The sequence below is a fragment of the Flavobacterium sp. FG19 genome, from assembly GCF_057809475.1.
In genome coordinates, this window is the sequence record NZ_JBMDKA010000024.1 from 88,294 (window position 1) to 107,529 (window position 19,236).

The window sequence follows — 19,236 nt, forward strand, 5'->3', positions numbered from 1 at the left end:
TTTCAGTCAGGGTTCTAAGAAATAGCGGATACTAAATAAACGGGTTTTATTTTTCATTTAATTGCTTTTCCAGATTTTGAATCTCAGAAGGTCCGCTCATACTTTTGTTAAGAATAACACCGTTCCCGTCTGCCAGAAAATGCCAGGGTATTCCAAGTAACTGACTGCCGTAAAGTGCTCGTAAATCAGCATCCAGTTTTTCATTTGCCCTGATGTGATAACCTTCTAAGTTGTAGAAATGAGCCATATCACGCCACTGTTTTTCCCTGTTTTCTTTGTCTATGGAAATGTAAACCATCGTGATATTTTTAGACTTTAGTAATTCATACAGTTTAGGGTTGTCTTTGAATTCGGCTTTGCAGGGACCGCACCAGGTAGCCCAGATGTCTACATAAAATTGTTTTCCGTTCAGGTTTTTCAGCAGATCTTTTACAGAATTAGCTGTTGTGTTTTCTGTAAATTTTACTTTTTCGTTTAAAGGTTCTTCCTTCTTTTTGTGAAATGTAATAATGGGAATAATCACGGGATCAACAAAATGGGTATAGGGACTTGAAGGATATTCTTTTTTAAATTGTTCAAAGAGCGTGATCAGTTCCTGTTCGTAATTATTACTGATTGCTTCATAATAAATATAGGCTGCAAAATAATATTCCAGCGCCGGACTTTTCAAATGTTTTTTTGCGTAGTTTATTTTGTGAGTATGTGTAAGTCCCTGTCTGCCTATTTCTGTGAGCGCTGCGATAGAAACGCCGTCCAGAATTAATTCATTATACCGTAAATAATTTTCGATATAAAAATAGAACCAAGGAGAACTTAAAAGCTGCGGATTTGTTACGGGATTTGATTTAAAAATTTCCTCCCAGAGTTCGCTGTATTGTGCTTTGTCAAGGGTATTGGTATTTCGTGCCTGATTTAAATAATTGATAAAGGCAAAACTTCCCAGTGCACCTTTATAAAAATAATCTCTGTCAGACTGTACAAGATTGTAAAAATCTTTAGAAATGATTTTGTCTTTTAATAACTTTTGAAAGCCGGCAATTTCGAGTTCTTGCTGCTGTTTTATTTTTTGTTTTATGAGCGAGGCAATACTGTCATTTTTGTAGTTTTTTGTTTGAGTTTCAAAATGACCATCGCCGGTAATCATATTTCGGGTTGGAATTTGATTGTACAAAGTCTGTCCTTTTTCGTTTTTGGAGGTGATTTTAAATTGTTTTTCGGGAATTTCAGTATTAATAGCTACTTTATAAACCATTCCGGGCTCGATGATTAAAGTTCCGTATGATTTGTATTTATGCGACAAATCAATGAAACAAACCTTATCTGTTTTTAAGCTGATTTGAAAATTACCAAGCGAATCAGGCTGCACAGAATCAGTGAATCCAAAGTAGTCTATTCCGTTAATAGGTAAGGTGTATTCGATTACTTCCGGGATTTTTCCTGTAATTTTTCCTGTAATAATGCTATTGTTTTTAATCTGACTTACTGCCAGCAGAGGAAACAGAACTAATAAAAGGAATGTATAGGATTTCATTGCTCGTATTTTAAAAGTTTTGGTTATTTCAAATATATATTTTTTAAGTGATAAATTAGGGTGTTTATGAAAATTAAGAGGTAAATAATGACATGTAAAACAGTACTATGCCATGATTGTCAGGTATGGAAAATGTCATGTTGTCAGATGATTTTTAGTGTGCCAATAACAAAACTGACAAATTACTTTGGTTTTTTATATTGGCACAAAGATTGACTTATGCCACGTGAGTTATAAAATTTAAATCAAAATTAAATATATAAAAAATGGGTAAAATAATCGGAATTGACTTAGGTACGACGAACTCTTGTGTTTCTGTAATGGAAGGTAACGAAGCAGTTGTTATCCCTAACGCAGAAGGAAAAAGAACTACACCATCTATCATCGCTTTTGTTGAAGGTGGAGAAATTAAAGTAGGTGATCCTGCAAAAAGACAAGCAGTAACGAATCCTACAAAAACGATTGCTTCTATTAAACGTTTTATGGGACACACTTTTGCTGAAACTCAGGATGAGGCAAAAAGAGTTCCTTACAAAGTAGTAAAAGGTGACAACAATACGCCACGTGTGGATATTGACGGTCGTTTATACACTGCTCAGGAGTTGTCTGCAATGACACTTCAAAAAATGAAAAAAACTGCTGAAGACTATTTAGGTCAAACAGTAACTGAGGCAGTTATTACAGTTCCTGCTTACTTTAACGATGCGCAACGTCAGGCTACTAAAGAAGCTGGTGAAATCGCTGGTCTTAAAGTTATGCGTATCATCAACGAGCCAACTGCTGCTGCACTTGCTTACGGATTAGATAAAAAAGGAAACGATCAAAAAATTGCTGTTTACGATTTAGGTGGAGGTACTTTTGATATCTCTGTTCTTGAATTAGGAGACGGTGTATTTGAAGTATTATCTACAAATGGTGATACTCACTTAGGTGGTGATGATTTTGACCAGGTAATTATTGACTGGTTAGCTGACGAATTCAAATCTGAAGAAGGTATTGACTTACGTTTAGATCCAATGTCATTACAGCGTTTGAAAGAAGCTGCTGAGAAAGCTAAGATTGAATTATCATCTTCTGCTGAAACAGAAATCAACTTACCATACGTAACGGCTACTGCTTCTGGACCAAAACACTTAGTGAAAAAATTATCTAGAGCTAAATTTGAGCAATTATCAGATGCATTAGTAAAACGTTCTATGGAGCCAGTTGCTAAAGCATTAAAAGATGCAGGTTTATCTACATCTGATATCGACGAAGTAATCCTTGTTGGAGGTTCTACCCGTATGCCAAGAATCGCTGACGAAGTGGAGAAATTCTTCGGTAAAAAAGCGTCTAAAGGTGTTAACCCTGATGAGGTTGTGGCTATTGGAGCTGCTATTCAAGGTGGAGTTTTATCTGGAGATGTAAAAGATGTATTGTTACTTGACGTAACACCTCTTTCTTTAGGTATCGAAACTATGGGTGGTGTATTGACTAAATTAATCGAGTCTAACACAACTATCCCAACTAAAAAATCTCAAGTATTCTCTACTGCTGCTGATTCTCAACCATCTGTTGAAATCCACGTATTACAAGGAGAAAGAGCAATGGCTGCTGATAACAAAACTATCGGTCGTTTCCACTTAGATGGTATCCCGCCAGCACCAAGAGGAGTTCCTCAAATCGAAGTAACTTTCGATATCGATGCTAATGGTATCATTAAAGTTTCTGCAACTGACAAAGGAACAGGAAAATCTCACGATATCCGTATCGAAGCTTCTTCTGGTTTAACAGCTGAAGAAATCGAAAAAATGAAAAAAGATGCTGAAGCTAACGCTGATGCTGACAGAATCGCAAAAGAAAGAGCTGAGAAATTGAACGAAGCTGATAGTACTATCTTCCAAACTGAATCTCAATTGAAAGAGTTAGGAGATAAATTAACAGACGATCAAAAAACAGCTATCGAATATGCTTTAACTGAATTGAGAATGGCTCACCAGTCTCAGGATCTTGACGCAATCCAAAAAGGATTAGACAATGTAAATGCAGCTTGGAAAACAGCTACAGAAGCTATGTACGCTCAAGGTGGTGAAGGACAACAAGCTGCTCCACAACAAGAGCAGTCTTCTGGAGATAACGTTGAAGACGTTGAATTCGAAGAAGTTCGCTAGAATTGATTAACATCAATTAACAATAAGTGATAAACCGCTGGAAACTTAATGTTTACAGCGGTTTTTCTTTTTTCGTTTTTATTGTTTCTGCTCTTTTTTAATCGTTTTTCATCATATATTTGTACCACATTTGCACCGGCACTTAAATGGAGACAAAGTGTCTCTTATGCATACTTATTGTACCTTAATAAAGGGAAATAGACGATGAAAAGAGAAAAATAAAGAATGTATTTCTGTGTGGGAGAATTGTTGCCCCAAAAGAATGGCTTCTGTATACGGAAAAATTCCTTCAGTTAATCTGGGAACCTACCTTCTAGGGATTGATCGGAAAATCATTGCCGAGTTGCTTGCCATTTTCCACAGCATGCCGGAATCTGAAAGTGCACTGAAGAAAAAAATATACAGACTTGAAAAAGAAGAGTGCTATTCCATTAGCGAAATAGCTGAGAGATTTCAAATATCTGAAGATTCTGTCTACAGCCATATCCGGAAATATTCAATACCAACCAGACAGAGCGGAAAGTATGTAAATGCTCCAATGGAAATTGATAATTTGTATAACAGAAATGATTTTGTATGAAACAATTACTGAAAACCAAGGCAACTGTGCGTCTTCGAAAAGCAGAAAACAAAAATGAATGGTATGTTTATATAGAAAGCTATCCTGTTGAGGTTTACGGAAAGAAAACTCCCCAAAGAATCCGCGAATATATAAACAGATCGGTAACAACAGTGGAGTGGGACAAAAAAAGAACCGCCCGAACGGATGTAAAGGGAACAAAATCCTACAAACCGAAGCGCAACGATAACGGAATAATAATGTGCAGAAGCGATAGCGACCGTGAAATAATGCTGTATGCCGACGGAATCCGTAAAGTTCAGCAGAAAGAATATGATAATAGAGATCTCTACAGTGATGCTGAGAATATATTAGTTGAACAGAAAGAAAAAGGGCAGGAGGATTTTATTAAATACATTGCAGATTTGGCGGCTAAAAGACACGCTCGAAGTTCAAAATCTGTACAGATCAATTGGAAGCGGACTAAAGAATTTTTAAAAAGCTATTCAGGAAACAGCCTGATATTTTCTCAGATTGACTACAGAATGGCACATGATTTTAAACTGTTTTTATTAGCTGCTCCTCTAGAAGGAAATAGAAAAGGAACCATTTCCAGTAACACTGCGGGAGCTTATTTTTCCATATTTAAAGCGGCTTTGAAACAGGCTTTTATCGACGGATATTTAATTGTTGACTTATCTTCAAAAATAAAAGGCATCCCGGAGCAGGAATCAAGGCGTGAATATCTCACCATTGAAGAATTGAATGTACTGGCATCAACAGCATGTGAAAAAGATGTCCTTAAAAGAGCGGCACTTTTCTCAGCGCTTACAGGACTGAGACATTCCGACATTCAGAAGCTCCGCTGGAAAGAGATAATTTTGGAAGAGGGTATTGCCAGACTTCACTTCACGCAGAAAAAGACAAAGAGTGTAGAATATATGCCTATTTCTGAGCAGGCTCTTCAGCTCTGCGGAGAACCGAGGCTTCCCCGGCAGCTTGTTTTTGAGGACTTAACAGACATAACGTGGATTTCACGCCCTCTAAAAAAATGGGTTGAATCGGCAGGCATAAAGAAAAATATTACCTTCCATTGCTTCCGCCATACATTTGCAACATTGCTGCTGTCGAGCGGGACAGACATTTATACGGTCAGTAAAATGCTGGGGCATACCAACCTAAAAACTACTGAAATCTACGCAAAAGTGGTCGATGAGAAGAAAAACAGAGCTTCGCAGGCAATACAATTGGAATCTTTAAAGAACAAGCTACAATGAAAATAAAGTACTTCGAATATATTGCAGTTTACCTGTCTGCGTTTTTGTCGGCATAATCGAAAGACTGGTGTTGCTGGAAAAAGATGCTGATCAAAGAGAGCGAACAACTGTTAACTAATCCCCCTTGTATATTGCATTTCTTACTATTTTTTTGGTTGTGCGCCACGGATTCTGCCATGAACTTTTTATGTTTTTTTATGCATATTGAAAGATCCAGAATGCTTGACACCTTATTTAATAATCATCGAAATGATTCAAATTGATAGAAATGCAAAGTTAATGATTTTATAGTGATAAACGAGAAAAGGGATTAAGTTAAAGCTGAATTCATTAAACAGTATTTGTTTGATTGACTTTTATGGGATAAAAGATATCAAGTTAAATAGAGATTAGAGAAAATAACTAAATCGAATGTTTAATTTATATCGTAAATTTTGGTTGCATTTTATAATCTGCAACATGTTTAAATACAATTGAATAAGTTGTTTAGGTAATTTTATTGATAGAAATCAAATAAAAGTAAGAACCATGAAACATTTTTATTTATTAGTATTTTTAATGGTGTTTGTAATACCGTTTAAATTTTATGCTCAGGAGAACTTACCCAAACCTGATCCGCAGTTCAAAGGAAAAGTTGAAGAAACCTATAAAACTTCAAAGGCCGATCCTGCGCTTTTTTCTTCAGTTAAAGCTCCAAAAGGAGCTCCCAATATTCTGCTGATACTGATTGATGATATTGGATTTGGAGCATCCAGTACTTTTGGAGGGCCTATCTATACGCCAACATTAGATCAGGTTGCAAAAAATGGTTTGGCTTACAATAGGTTTCATACAACTGCTCTCTGTTCTCCAACTAGAGCATCTTTATTGACAGGTCGAAATCATCATGTTGCATCAACAGGCAATATTATTGAGCTTGGAACTGGTTTTCCCGGTTATACGGGAATAATTCCCAAAAGTACTGCGACGATTGGGCAGATACTTCGTGAAAACGGCTACAGCACTTCATGGATTGGAAAAAATCATAATGTAGCAGATAATGTGACCAGTATAGTCGGCCCTTATCAGGGAAGGCCAAATGGATTAGGATTCGATTATTTTTATGGATTTATGGGAGGAGAGATGGATCAATGGTATCCAACTTTATACGAAAACCAGAACCCGGTAATGGAAACACCATCGCCGGAATCGGGATATAATCTGACCCACGATCTTGCCGATAAGGCAATTTCCTGGATGCGCTATCAGAATTCAATAGCTCCAGACAGACCTTTTTTCTTGTATTTTGCGCCTGGTGCGCTGCATGCTCCTCATCAGCCTCCAGCAGAATACATAAAAAAGTATAAAGGAAAATTTGATCAGGGCTGGGACAAAGAGCGCGAGATAATTTTTGCACAGCAGAAAAAAATGGGAATTATTCCTGCCAACACTAAACTTACTCCGCGTCCCGAAGAAATGCCATCATGGGACAGCTACGATGCAGAGGCTCATAAACTAATGGCAAGACAGATGGAAACCTATGCGGGATATGGAGAATATGCCGATATTGAAGTGGGAAGGATTATCGAAGCAATCAAGGCTTCGGGAGAACTTGATAACACTATGATTATTTACATTATGGGAGATAATGGTTCAAGTGCTGAAGGAAGCTTAGTAGGTTCTGCAAATGAATTATTGAACCTAAACGGGGTTAATCCGACCATTGAAATGAGCATGAAATTTTATGATGACTGGGGAAGTGCCAGAACATCACCGCACATGGCAGTAGGATGGGCTTGGGCAATGAGCACACCATTCAGATGGACAAAACAGGTTGCTTCGCATTTTGGAGGGACAAGAAACGGAATGGCTATTTCATGGCCGTCTCATATAAAGGCAAAAGGGCAGATGAGAACCCAGTTCCATCATGTGAATGATATCGTTCCGACTATTTTAGATGTAACTGGCATAAAAGCGCCAGATTATTTCGACGGAATTAAACAGCTTCCAATGGATGGAATAAGTATGGCATATACTTTTGCTGATAATGGAGACAAAGCTAAAAACCCAAAAACTACGCAGTACTTTGAAATGTTCGGACATCGTGCCATTTATCAGAACGGCTGGATGGCTTCAGCTTTTCATAACCGCATGCCTTGGGTAAATGCTGGAACTGTGCCTTTTGAAAAAGACAAATGGGAACTGTTTAATTTAGAAGAAGATTTTAGCCAGGCTGTAGATTTATCATCTAAAAACCCGGAAAAATTAAAAGAACTGCAGAAAGTTTTTGATGCCGAAGCAAAGAAAAATAATGTTTATCCTTTAGATGACAGGTTTGCGGAGCGTACAGATGTAAGCCTTCGTCCCAGCTTTATAGAAGGAAGGGACAGCATCACGTTTTATCCAGGAGCAGTGCGTCTACTTGAAGGTTCTGCACCCAACATGAAAAGCCGTTCTCACAGCATAAAGGCTAATCTTGTAATACCGCAGAAAGGAGCTGAAGGTGTTATACTGGCTATGGGTGGTGGTACTGCAGGATTCTCCCTGTATGTGAAAGATAATAAGCTGACGTATTTTTATGATTGGTTTAAATTTAAGGATTATACTATTACAACAGATAAACCATTACCCTCTGGTAAAGTAGATGTTAGAATGGATTTCAATTACAGCGGAGCAGGTATGGGAAAAGCTGCAGACATTGTGCTGTATGTAAATGGAAAGAAAGCAGGTTCAGGACATTTAAATGATACTGTGCCTGGGCGTTTTGGACTAGATGGGATGGATGTCGGAATGGATTTAGGGGCCCCTGTGAATGAAGCATACAAAACACCGTTTGCATTTACAGGCGAAATAAAAGATGTTACCATTATATTGAAATAAATATCATTTTCTGCAAAAGAATAAAAAGACTGTTTAAATATTTTAAGCAGTCTTTTTTTTTAAAAACTTTCAATAGAGATTTTTTCAGTCTTAAATCTTGTGCGGTACTTTTGGAGGCAGCACCATTTATTTCTTGAGCACTGTTTGTATAGCTTCCAAAAGCTCATGCTGCTTAAAAGGTTTAGGGACATATCCGTTCATGCCGGCATCCAGGCATCGGTGACGCTCTCCGGCAAGGGAATGTGCAGTCATTGCGATAATAGGAATAGAGTTCTTCATTTCTTTTCGTATATATTGCGTGGTCTTGTAGCCGTCTTGAATAGGCATCTGCAGATCCATAAGCATTAGGTCATATTCTCCATGCGTAAGGAGTTCAATACCCTGTCTTCCGTTCTCGGCTATATCAAGTTTAAATCCAAATCCTTCTATTACGTTCTGGGCCAGTTTCTGGTTGAGATAGTTGTCCTCACACAGCAGTATGCTGAGCCTGCCTAGGTCATTAAAGAGCTTTGCTTCAGGCAGACTGGTTTCCAAGACAGCTTTTTTATAAGATAATGTGAAGTAAAACTCTGATCCGCTTCCTTCAATGCTTTTTACCTGAATATTTGAATTATGCAGTTCTACAAGCTGCTTGACGATATTAAGGCCAAGTCCTGTACCTCCGAATTTTCTGGTTGTACTCTCTTCAGCCTGGGTAAAACGTCCGAAAATAGTATCAAGATGCTTCTGGGATATGCCGATGCCGGTATCTTTCACAATAAAGCGTATCAGACAGCTGTCATCTGTTTCTTCTGTTTTTTTTACAGAGATAGTGACTTCTCCCTCCATGGTGAACTTAAGGGCATTGCCGGCAAGATTTACCAGTATCTGGTTCAGCCTGCCCGGGTCACCGGAAATTATTTCAGGAAGCGCGGCATCCAGATATAGATTAAATTCTACTCCGTCATGTACTTTTACCCTTAAAAGGTCGTAGACATGTTTTAATGTTTTCTTCAGATCAAAAGGGCGCTGCTCCAGGGTCAGGCTTCCTGATTCAATTTTAGACAGATCCAGGATGTCGTTGACAATGATCATAAGATTATCTCCCGCAATCTTTACATCTTTAACAAAATCAAGCTGCTGCTCATCCAAACTGGTTGCAGACAGGAGTTCTGTAAAACCAATAACTGCATTGAGAGGTGTGCGGATCTCATGGCTCATATTGGCGAGGAAATTCTCTTTAGCCGCTACGGCACGGTCAGCTATCTTTTTCTGCTGTGTAAGCTCGCTGTTTTTAGTGCCTAATTCCAGAGTGTTGATTACGTGGCGAGCCACAATATTAAGCGCATTGCGCTGATTTTCATTTAATGTTCTGGGCTCGTGGTCTACTGCGCATAAAACCCCAATAACATATCCGTCGGGAGTTGTGATGGGCATTCCGACATAAAACCTAATATTATGGCCTCCTTTTACATTGGGGTCATCTTTGAAACGTTCATGAAGCAGGGTGTCGGGAATCTCTACCATTTTGGAATCCATGATCGTGTAACGGGAAAAAGTAATTTCGCGCGGTATTTCGGAAATGTCGAAACCAATTTTGGATTTGAACCACTGGCGGTTTTCGTCGATAAAGGAGATATAAGCTATCGGAGTGCCGCAGATGTACGAAACAAGTGCAGTAGCATCGTCAAAAACCTGGTCAGGAAGTGTATCGAGTATATTATAGCGCTTTAAGGCATTAAGGCGTTCAGTTTCATTGTGCGGAACCGGCGTTGGGGAAACAGTCATGATAAAAAATAAATGTATTGCAAATAAGGGGAGCGTAAGAACGTTTTGAAAATAAATGTACATAATATATTTATCATCGGTATTATTGGTGCTGACTTTTTAAATTTAAAGGCTTTTATACGCTGTATAGAATGGCATTGGAAGATATTTCTGATACCAAAAAAACATAATTCTGTTGCAGAGATGCCTTGCAACAAAATGATTTTTGCCTCAGTTGAAAAACAATTAAAAATCGAAGTTATGAGAGCGAAAGATTAGAGAAAATAATACCATGATAAAACATCTTTAAATGAGATTTCATTATTTGCCTTTCTAAAGCATTTGAAAATAATTTAGTGTATTTCATTCTGCTGTCAGATTAAATCAAGTATGCGCAAAAGCATTCTTGGAGAAGACTCCAATTTTTTTTGCTGCATCAGTTTACGACCGCATCAGTCTGAATGTTAATTTTATCAGAAACCTTGTTTTTAACAACACTCGGTATCTCAATATTAAAATCACTCGCATTTACAGTAAAAGCAGATAAAATATTAATGCCATTTGCAGATTTGCGAATTCTTGCTGTGGCTTTTATATCCTTTGATTTTCCGTGAAGTTCCAGTTTTCCATTTATGGTAAAAGCTTTAAAATCTGCAGTTAAGCTGTTAAGATCAAATCCATCTATTCTTCCCTTAAATACTGCTTTTGGATATTGGCTGCTTTCCATATAATTCTCATTAAAGTGTTCTTCCATTAAAGCGACCTTAAATTGAAAACCTTTCATAAGGGCTAAACTCGCAATTTCTCCTGTTGCAGGATTCAATACAAAAGTAACATTCTTATTTACCGCCTTGACTTCTTCAAAAGAAGGAACAGAAGCTTCAAAAGTTACTTTTCCTGATTTACTGATCATTTTTTCTTGTGAGATGCCCATTGAGTAAACACATAACAATATAATGAGTATGATTTTTTTCATGATTTGTCTTTTAATTTTTTATAAAATCATTCTGTTTGTTCGGCTTTTATTTTAAAACTGCAATAATTTGAACCTTGACTGTATTATCCAGTTTATATTTGATAAGGGCAGGAATTGGAATGCTAAAATCACTCGCATTTACCTCAAAATCAGAAATCAAAGTAATTCGGGAGCCCGATTTTGTAATTTTTGCATCGGCATTTATATCCCTGGATTTTCCATGCACTTCCAATTTTCCTTTTATGATGTAATCTTTATAATCCTCTGTCAGCTTTTTGATGTCAAAACCTTCAATTTGTCCTCTAAAAATGGCTTTTGGATATTTGTCGGTTTCCATATAATTTTCATTAAAATGTTCTTCCATTAATGCCATTTCAAATTGAAATCCTTTCATCAAAGCCAGACTTGCTACTTCACCTGTTGCGGGATTTAAAACAAAAGTTACATTAGTGTTAGTTCCTGCAACCGGCTGAAAAGAAGGCACCGAGGCTTCCAAAGTTATTGTTGCAGATTTAGTTATTATTTTCTCTTGTGAAAAAACAATAAAAGAAGCCAATATCATTGGCATTATTATGATTTTCTTCATGTTCTTGTTATAGATTATTTTTCTAATAATCCATCCTGGTTCCATTTGTTTATAATGTCAATAGTCGCTTGGGGCAATCTTGGCCCGCCTTGTGGCATTAAGGAACTATCTCCATTTTCTAAAGAGATTCGTGTAAGCAATCCTCTGTTTAAAACTGCATTTTTCACCTGTTCATAATTAACTAAAGACATTGGAGCTCCATTTTTAGGAACTGCGGCATGGCATACAACACAATTGTTATCAATAATAGATTTTACATTTTGGCTGTATGTTGCCATACCATTAATTGGCGCAGGGTCAATTAAGGTGCTTGGATCATCGTTGGCACAGCTTACAAAAATTGAAGCTGCTGATGAGATGGCGAAAAGGGTCTTTAAATTCATATGATTGGTTTTTAGTTATAAGTAGAGCCATGATTTTAAGAATCATTGGGCATTTCAAAGTCATATACGATGAAAAGAATAATACAGATTTGGCAGCAGGCATATTTAATGGCTAAATCCAATAGGTATTTTTTAACGTAAATAAATCGAAATACTAAAAACCAGTTATGCGAAAAAAAATACTAACCACAATTTCCCTTTTTATAATAGTCGGAATTTCGGCCTGCTTTTACATCTACAAAGGGCACAGGGATATACAATCAGAGACAGCCGATTATGTTGTAACCGTTAACGAACTGGAAAGAGAGTTTACTTCAAACGATAGTCTGGCTTACATCAAATACCAAGACAAAACAATTGAAATTTCTGCACGAGTAACCAGTATTGATAAAGCCGGTAATGGAATTGTTATGAGCGAAAAAATATTTGTGACATTCAAAAACCGTTTGCCAGGAAATATTATATCCGGGAAAAACCTCAAAATTAAAGGGCGTTTTCTAGGATATGACGAATTGCTCCAGGAATTTAAAATCGACCAATCCTCAGTTATACACTAATCAAATAACAATTTAAAACTAACCTCATGAAAAACTTTATCCTATTACTTTTTTTGCTTCCGATATTAACCTTCTCGCAAACCGATCTGCTGTCTGGAGTAGAAACGCCTTATGCAAAAGAAAAAGTGACATCTGCATTCAAAGCCTTAAAAATCATTAATCTCGAGTCTACAAAATTGGCCGCAAAAGGCGATCTCTATTTTGTTGTTGCACACCGATTTGGATCCATTAAAGATGGTTTTGAAGGCTTTTATGGACTCGATAATGCCAATACACAGATAAAATTTATTTACGGTATAACAAATGGCCTTAATGTAAGTGCTGCCAGAAGTGAATTTGCTTATGATTTTGCAACAAAATACATGCTGTTTCCTCAAATAAAAGACGGTTTCCCTGTAACTATCGCCGGGTTTAATAGTTTGTCTATCAACAACACTTTAAAAGAAAGTCTGTATCCAAAACTTCAATTTAAAGACAGGCTTACTTATGTCGCGCAGCTGTTAATCTCCAGAAAGTTTTCTGAAAAGCTCTCTTTAGAGATAGTACCATCGTTTTTTCACCAAAACTTTGTTGACGATGTAGACCAGAGCAATTCTCAATATGCAATTGGGTTTGGGGGAAGATATAAATTTGCTAAACGCTGGTCTTTGAATATGGATTATGCGGCGCATCTAAACAGAGCACCAAATTCTCTTTATAAAAATCCATTCTCTATCGGCTTTGATTTAGAAACCGGCGGACATGTTTTTCAGATGCATTTTACCAGTTCTCAGGCAATCGATGAAGCTGGATATCTCGGAAGAACAACAGGCGACTGGACAAAAGGAGACATTTTTTTTGGGTTTAATCTTGCCAGAGTATTCTAGTATCTCCTTTATAATTATATTATTAGGCAATTTCTGTATTTAAAACAATTCTAAATTGATGTATTTGACGCTATTTCTAAAACCGCAGGAATGAAGCACTCGTAAATAGCTTTAAAACCATAAAAATTATGAAGACCAATAAAATAATCAAAAAAGGACTTTTTATACTAAGCGGAATATTTGGACTATTTATCGCCATTTTGCTTTTTCACATTATAACAGCAAAACCACCCGTTTATGATACCCCAAACCTGCAGGTAAGCAGAATCGATTTTAAATCTGATATAGATTCTCTGCAGGCAAGACAAATCTGTGCCGACTTGAGAAGCATAAAAGGCCTGACATCGGACTCTATTATTATTAAAAGAAATGTTGTGGTGTATTTCCATAATAATAAAATTACAAACTCTGAGAAGGTTTTCAATGAGCTGATGGCTAAAGGGCGTTATGATGCTGAGCGTTATATTCTGCCGGCAAATTTAGCCAGTAAAGAAGTCTGCCCTATGGATCAAAACAGTTTGAGCTATAAATTATCTCAAAAAATAAATCGTTTTTTTAATTAACCCTTTAATACCTTAAATTTATGAAAATTTATTCAAAACTTACACTTAGTGTATTGCTGGCTGCCTCTGCAGCTATGATTTCCTGCAGCAGTAATGATGACGAGACTCCAGAACCGGCAAAAGCTTCTATTTACGAACGATTAGGCGGGACTAAAATGGTTTCTGATCCAGATAATTCAGGCCAGATGATCGAACAGGGACGTTTAAGTTTCCGTAAAGTGGTAAATTCAACTATCGGATTGATCGTTGCTGATATCCAGTCCAATGCTTCAGGTAATCTGCAGGCACATTTTGCTCCTTTATTAGCTGAAACTGGAAATACCCAGTCTACCAATATTGCCAAATTATCAGATAATCTTACTGATTTCTTCTCTTTTAATACGGGAGGGACGAATGCTGTAAATACCTATTCTGGCTTGAGTATGTCGGCAGCGCATGATCCTGCAAAAAATCCTCGTATGGGAACAAAATCCAGTAATGCAGATTATACAAAATTTGAAGGATATGTTGGAGCTGCTGCCAATGCAAATGGTGTTGCTTCAAATACAGAACTTTACACAGACATCGTTGCTGTTTTAGAATCATTGAGAACTCCTATAGTTCAAAAATAATTTTCTTATCAAAACGCTGTCTGAAAAGGGCAGCGTTTTATTATTTCAATATCATTTTGAAGTATATAAATATTTTTGAAGACCTGTTATTGTTATAATACCAGGAAATTATATAAAATCGCCAGTTTGATCCATTTCTACCATAGTGGTATCAAAATTACTTCCAGCGGTGTTGTATAAATCAGCAAGTAATAATTTTTGAACTTTTTAAGGAAACCATAAATATGGAAAATTTTAACACGTCCAGATCCACCACTTTTTACGCATTAGGGTTAAGTTACAAGAAAGCAGATGCCGTTATTAGAGGAAAATTTAGTTTAGATACTAAAGCACAATCTGATTTATTGATGCAGGCTAAAGCAGAAGGTATAGAATCATTAATTGTTACTTCTACTTGTAATAGAACTGAAATTTATGGTTTTGCCCATCATCCTTATGAGTTAATCAAATTACTTTGCGAAAACAGCAATGGTTCTGTAGAAGAATTTCAGGAAGTTGCTTATATATATAAGAATGAAGAAGCTGTTAACCACATGTTTCGGGTAGGAACAGGTTTAGACAGTCAGATTTTGGGAGATTTTGAAATTATCAGCCAAATTAAAATCGCTTTTAATAATAGTAAACAGGAAGGTTTGGTAAATACATTTCTGGATCGTTTAGTAAATACGGTTATTCAGGCGAGTAAAAAAGTTAAAACGGAAACTAAAATTTCTTCTGGTGCAACATCTGTTTCTTTTGCATCGGTACAATATATTATCCGAAATGTAGCAGATATTGGAAACAAAAATATTTTGTTATTCGGAACAGGAAAAATAGGCAGAAATACTTGCGAAAACTTAGTAAAACATACTAAAAACAGCCATATTGCTCTTATAAACAGAACAAAAAACAAAGCCGAATTATTGGCTGGAAAACTGAATGTCATTGTAAAAGATTATGACAATTTACATCAAGAACTGAAGCAGGCAGATGTGCTGGTTGTCGCTACTGGAGCGCAGAAGCCGACTATTGACAAAACATCGCTCAACTTGCATAAACCTTTACTAATTCTGGACTTATCTATTCCAAGGAACGTCGATATGAATGTAGAAGAATTGCCAGGCGTAACTTTGATACATCTTGATTATTTATCTCAAATTACTGATGACACGCTGGAAAAAAGAAAACAGCATATTCCTGCTGCGGAAGCTATTATTGAAGATATGAAGCTAGAATTTAATACTTGGATAAACGGTCGGAAATGTGCGCCGACTATTCATGCATTAAAATCCAAGCTAAATTATATTGTCTTGGCCGAATTTGCTTTTCAAAAAAAGAAGACAGCCAATTTTGATGATGTTCAGATTGATTTAATCAGTTCCAGAATCATTCAAAAACTGACAAACCATTTTGTCAGCCATTTAAAAAATGAAAGCACTTCAGTAGATCAAAGTATAGAGTTTATTGAAAAAGTATTTCAAATAGGGCAGGCTGTACCGAATAAGGCTTCTTCACAAGCAGAAGAAAGATACAAAATCAATCTTTCTTAAATAGACTAACAAAAAGCTTTTAGAATTTTTAAAACTATAAAGCTGATAACACCGTAAATGAGATTATAACTAAAAAAAAATGTAATTATGAAAATTAGAAAAATTTTAGCTCTTGTAATTCTGACAGCAGGATTTGGTTCTGCAGTTAATGCTCAGAAAACAGTAATGGTAGGAGGTGCAGCAATGTATCCTAGCAAAAATATTGTTGAAAACGCCGTAAACTCAAAAGATCACACTACGCTGGTTGCAGCAGTTAAGGCCGCCGGCCTTGTAGAGACATTACAGGGCAAAGGCCCTTTTACAGTTTTTGCTCCAACAAATGAAGCTTTCAGCAAACTGCCTTCCGGCACAGTTGAAAGCTTATTAAAACCTGAAAATATCAAAACGCTTCAGACTGTTTTGACTTATCATGTTGTAGCGGGTAAGCTTAACAGTTCAGATATCAGCAAAGCTATTAAAGCTGGAAAGGGAAAAGCAGTCCTAAAAACTGTAAGCGGAGGTTCGATAACATTATGGATGGATGGAAAAGATTTGTATGTAAGTGATGAGAGCGGAAATAAATCTAAAGTTACCATCGCAGATGTGAACCAGTCAAATGGAGTGATCCATGTAGTTGATACCGTATTGCTGCCAAAAATGTAATCTGATTATAGCATCGAATCTTTTAAAGCCCTGAAATTTCAGGGCTTTTTTTTTAAGTATTTTTAAAATAGCTTTATCAGCGTAATATAATCCCTTACTGCTCAAAAAGGGTTTAAAATTATACGCTATACTAATTTTTTCATTATCTAAATCTTAAATAATGATTTTACTAGTTTTAAAAATTATATCTATTGATTAAAAAAAAGACCGTTGAGTTAATAATCTTTAGGCAGCTGCACTTTAACGATAGTACTAGATTTTCTTGTCTGGATCGGATGGAAATCAGTCGTAAAAAAAAACAAAATTATTCCTTTATAGTACAATTGCCCTAGCTTTTACGGAAGAAATAGTATCCCGGTTCACCAAGCAGAATTATGGCAGTCTGCAAATCCATTTGGGTAAAGTTCCGGCTTTGTACAGTATTAAATCCAAAAAAGCGCATATTGATCTTTTCAATATGCGCTTTTTATTTAGGACTGCTTATAGGTTTAAACTTTTCCTAAAGTATAAAGCTGCTCCATTGTAGGCGTCAGGCTTCCTCCTGCAGGTTCCAGCGTGATGCCGAAAGCTTCAGCTGAATTGGTTTGGCTTACAGCAAAGATTTTTTGAGAGTTTCCTTCAAAATTATCCAGCAGACCAATACTTGTCGGGGTTAGCACCGGACTTAGCTTTAAAGACCAAACCTGGTAAACCATGCCTTTTGGAGGGGTTGGCAGACCCGCCGCGTCGATATAAGTCGTTTTCGTTTCTTTGTTCCAATATACTTTTGCAAATGATGTTGGAGATACGGATTGTCCGCCCAGGGTAACGCCTGTGTTTTTAATATCTCTCACAATGCTTAGGTTTTTCTCAGTCTGTTTATTCTGCTTATCTAAAAAAGCATATTCTCTTTCAATTTTATTTTTTTCGCCACCAGCTTCGGAGACTGCCTGTTTAGATTTTGTCAGTTCTAAAGTCTGATATCCAAAACCTAACAGCAATAATACGGCAGCTGCCCATCCCATATATTGCGGCAGATTTGATGCTGGTTTAATATCGACAACTTTAGCCTGTTTAAGCTCTAAACGCTCTTTTATTTTCTGGAAATTAGCAACCGAGTGGAAAGGCGAGAAGCTTGATGATAGGGCCGTAACAGCTTTTTCTATAGAAATGATTTCATTTTCAACCTCGTGGTTTTCCTTGGCCAGTTCCGCAATTTCCAGATTCTCTTTTTCTGTCAGCAGACCGTAAACATACAGTTCTAAAATGCCTGATTCAATGTATTCCTTCGCTTCCATTTATATCTTTAAATAATTTCTTAAATCGTTGATACAGTTTCTATTCTGTGTTTTGATTGTGCCCAGCGGCATGGCCAGCTCTTCTGATGCTTCCTGCTGGGTGTATCCTTTAAAGAATAGCAGATCGATAATCTCGATACATTTGGGTTTCAGTTTTTTTACGAATTCCTGAATGCCAATTGTATCAATTCGATTAGTTAATTTATTACTGTCATCTAAAAGATTTACGAAATTATCTGAGGAAAGGTTTTTTTGGCTGTTGTTGAAATTTTTAGATCGCAGCTTGTCGATCGACGTATTTCTTGCAATATTAAGAATCCAGGTGTAAAAACGGCCCTTACTTTCATTATAAGAATCGATGTTTTTCCAGATTTTGACAAAAACTTCCTGCAGGACATCTTCTGCTTCCTCCCGGTTTTTTATCAGAACATTTATGACCGAAAACAAGCTTTTTGAATACATATCGTAGAGATGGGTGAAAGCCCTTTCATCTTTTTTGCGGATTAATACCAATAATTCTTCTTGGGTCATAGGATTGGATCTAAAGCGTAAATAATTTTTAATTTTTTATAAAGCGGTAATGCCGCATAAAGGTAATTTATTTTTTTTACGCAGATAGTCCAAAATCAGAAAAAACGGTATCACTTTCAAGTTGCCAATTTCAGGGACTAAATGCTGAGCTGATGTTCTTGTCTCAGATTGATGCCTTATCAGACTTTTCTGAAAGTCTAGTAATTGCCGCCGCGGGCATATTTTATTATTTAGGATTATAGTGGGTTGTTGACAAACCTTTTGGTGCAGGCACTGAGATTTCTGTACGGACTTAATTAATCGGGAATTAGCAACTGGAAGATTCTCTGAATGTAGATAATACCAAGTCAATTTTCTATATTATATGTTGAATGACTTTTTGTCTTCGTGAGTAATTTTGATTTAGTTAAATTTATTCAGAATTTTCACAGGAGGGGAGAATTGAAGAAAAGCTTCTGCTTATTTAAAAGTTTTAGCCTCCGGTTTTGATTTTAATTCAATGGAATTGGTAAATCATTTTAATGTACTCAGTTGTTAAGTGGAAAAACCGGTCAATTTGACCACCTAATTCCGGAGTAAATTGACCACCCGTT

The 19,236-nt window shown here is 36.6% G+C and carries 17 protein-coding genes; 10 read left to right on the forward strand and 7 right to left on the reverse strand.

Going from position 1 to position 19,236, the window contains the following annotated elements:
- Positions 1-46 precede the first annotated feature (46 nt).
- Entirely contained in the window at positions 47-1,531 is a 1,485-nt protein-coding gene (locus tag ACODST_RS21045) for a TlpA family protein disulfide reductase (protein ID WP_488934056.1), read from the reverse strand.
- Positions 1,532-1,797: 266 nt separating this feature from the next.
- On the opposite strand from ACODST_RS21045, the gene dnaK reads away from it, so the two are divergent.
- The 4 genes from dnaK to ACODST_RS21065 all read left to right on the forward strand — a co-directional run bounded on the left by dnaK (position 1,798) and on the right by ACODST_RS21065 (position 8,376).
- Complete coding sequence (dnaK, locus tag ACODST_RS21050) at positions 1,798-3,681, forward strand: molecular chaperone DnaK (RefSeq protein ID WP_488934057.1); 1,884 nt, start codon at positions 1,798-1,800, stop codon at positions 3,679-3,681.
- Between the two features lie 262 nt (positions 3,682-3,943).
- The gene (locus ACODST_RS21055) at positions 3,944-4,261 is read left to right on the forward strand and encodes a helix-turn-helix domain-containing protein (RefSeq protein ID WP_488934058.1); all 318 of its coding nucleotides are present in this window, start codon (positions 3,944-3,946) and stop codon (positions 4,259-4,261) included.
- Positions 4,258-5,517, forward strand: a complete 1,260-nt coding sequence (locus ACODST_RS21060; protein WP_488934059.1) for a tyrosine-type recombinase/integrase — start codon at positions 4,258-4,260, stop codon at positions 5,515-5,517. The genes ACODST_RS21055 and ACODST_RS21060 overlap by 4 nt, the downstream gene beginning before the upstream one ends.
- Before the next feature lie 528 nt (positions 5,518-6,045).
- Positions 6,046-8,376, forward strand: a complete 2,331-nt coding sequence (locus ACODST_RS21065) for an arylsulfatase (RefSeq protein ID WP_488934060.1) — start codon at positions 6,046-6,048, stop codon at positions 8,374-8,376.
- 126 nt (positions 8,377-8,502) lie between these two features.
- Here the strand turns inward: ACODST_RS21065 and ACODST_RS21070 are convergent, their stop codons facing one another.
- The 4 genes from ACODST_RS21070 to ACODST_RS21085 all read right to left on the reverse strand — a co-directional run bounded on the left by ACODST_RS21070 (position 8,503) and on the right by ACODST_RS21085 (position 12,067).
- Positions 8,503-10,206, reverse strand: a complete 1,704-nt coding sequence (locus ACODST_RS21070) for a GAF domain-containing hybrid sensor histidine kinase/response regulator (RefSeq protein WP_488934061.1) — start codon at positions 10,204-10,206, stop codon at positions 8,503-8,505.
- Positions 10,207-10,558: 352 nt separating this feature from the next.
- On the reverse strand, positions 10,559-11,098 hold the full coding sequence (locus ACODST_RS21075) for a YceI family protein (RefSeq protein ID WP_488934062.1): 540 nt from the start codon (positions 11,096-11,098) through the stop codon (positions 10,559-10,561).
- A gap of 46 nt (positions 11,099-11,144) precedes the next feature.
- Positions 11,145-11,684, reverse strand: a complete 540-nt coding sequence (locus ACODST_RS21080; RefSeq protein ID WP_488934063.1) for a YceI family protein — start codon at positions 11,682-11,684, stop codon at positions 11,145-11,147.
- A 14-nt stretch (positions 11,685-11,698) separates the two neighbouring features.
- A complete protein-coding gene (locus tag ACODST_RS21085) occupies positions 11,699-12,067 on the reverse strand; it encodes a hypothetical protein (protein ID WP_488934064.1) in 369 nt (122 codons plus the stop codon).
- 167 nt (positions 12,068-12,234) lie between these two features.
- On the opposite strand from ACODST_RS21085, the gene ACODST_RS21090 reads away from it, so the two are divergent.
- The 6 genes from ACODST_RS21090 to ACODST_RS21115 all read left to right on the forward strand — a co-directional run bounded on the left by ACODST_RS21090 (position 12,235) and on the right by ACODST_RS21115 (position 16,835).
- Positions 12,235-12,624, forward strand: a complete 390-nt coding sequence (locus tag ACODST_RS21090) for an OB-fold protein (RefSeq protein ID WP_488934065.1) — start codon at positions 12,235-12,237, stop codon at positions 12,622-12,624.
- A gap of 26 nt (positions 12,625-12,650) precedes the next feature.
- Positions 12,651-13,490: a DUF5777 family beta-barrel protein gene (locus tag ACODST_RS21095; protein WP_488934066.1), complete on the forward strand. Its 840-nt coding sequence runs from the start codon at positions 12,651-12,653 to the stop codon at positions 13,488-13,490.
- A gap of 128 nt (positions 13,491-13,618) precedes the next feature.
- Positions 13,619-14,053, forward strand: coding sequence for a hypothetical protein (locus ACODST_RS21100; protein WP_488934067.1), 435 nt, complete (start codon positions 13,619-13,621; stop codon positions 14,051-14,053).
- Positions 14,054-14,073: 20 nt separating this feature from the next.
- A complete protein-coding gene (locus ACODST_RS21105) occupies positions 14,074-14,664 on the forward strand; it encodes a globin family protein (protein WP_488934068.1) in 591 nt (196 codons plus the stop codon).
- Between the two features lie 224 nt (positions 14,665-14,888).
- Positions 14,889-16,193 (forward strand): glutamyl-tRNA reductase, encoded by a 1,305-nt coding sequence (gene hemA, locus ACODST_RS21110; protein WP_488934069.1) that lies wholly within the window; start codon positions 14,889-14,891, stop codon positions 16,191-16,193.
- An 87-nt stretch (positions 16,194-16,280) separates the two neighbouring features.
- Complete coding sequence (locus ACODST_RS21115; protein WP_488934070.1) at positions 16,281-16,835, forward strand: fasciclin domain-containing protein; 555 nt, start codon at positions 16,281-16,283, stop codon at positions 16,833-16,835.
- Positions 16,836-17,323: 488 nt separating this feature from the next.
- Here the strand turns inward: ACODST_RS21115 and ACODST_RS21120 are convergent, their stop codons facing one another.
- Both ACODST_RS21120 and ACODST_RS21125 read right to left on the reverse strand, forming a co-directional pair.
- The gene (locus ACODST_RS21120; RefSeq protein WP_488934071.1) at positions 17,324-18,112 is read right to left on the reverse strand and encodes an anti-sigma factor; all 789 of its coding nucleotides are present in this window, start codon (positions 18,110-18,112) and stop codon (positions 17,324-17,326) included.
- Complete coding sequence (locus ACODST_RS21125; RefSeq protein WP_488934072.1) at positions 18,113-18,643, reverse strand: RNA polymerase sigma factor; 531 nt, start codon at positions 18,641-18,643, stop codon at positions 18,113-18,115. It abuts the gene before it with no gap.
- Positions 18,644-19,236 lie beyond the last annotated feature (593 nt).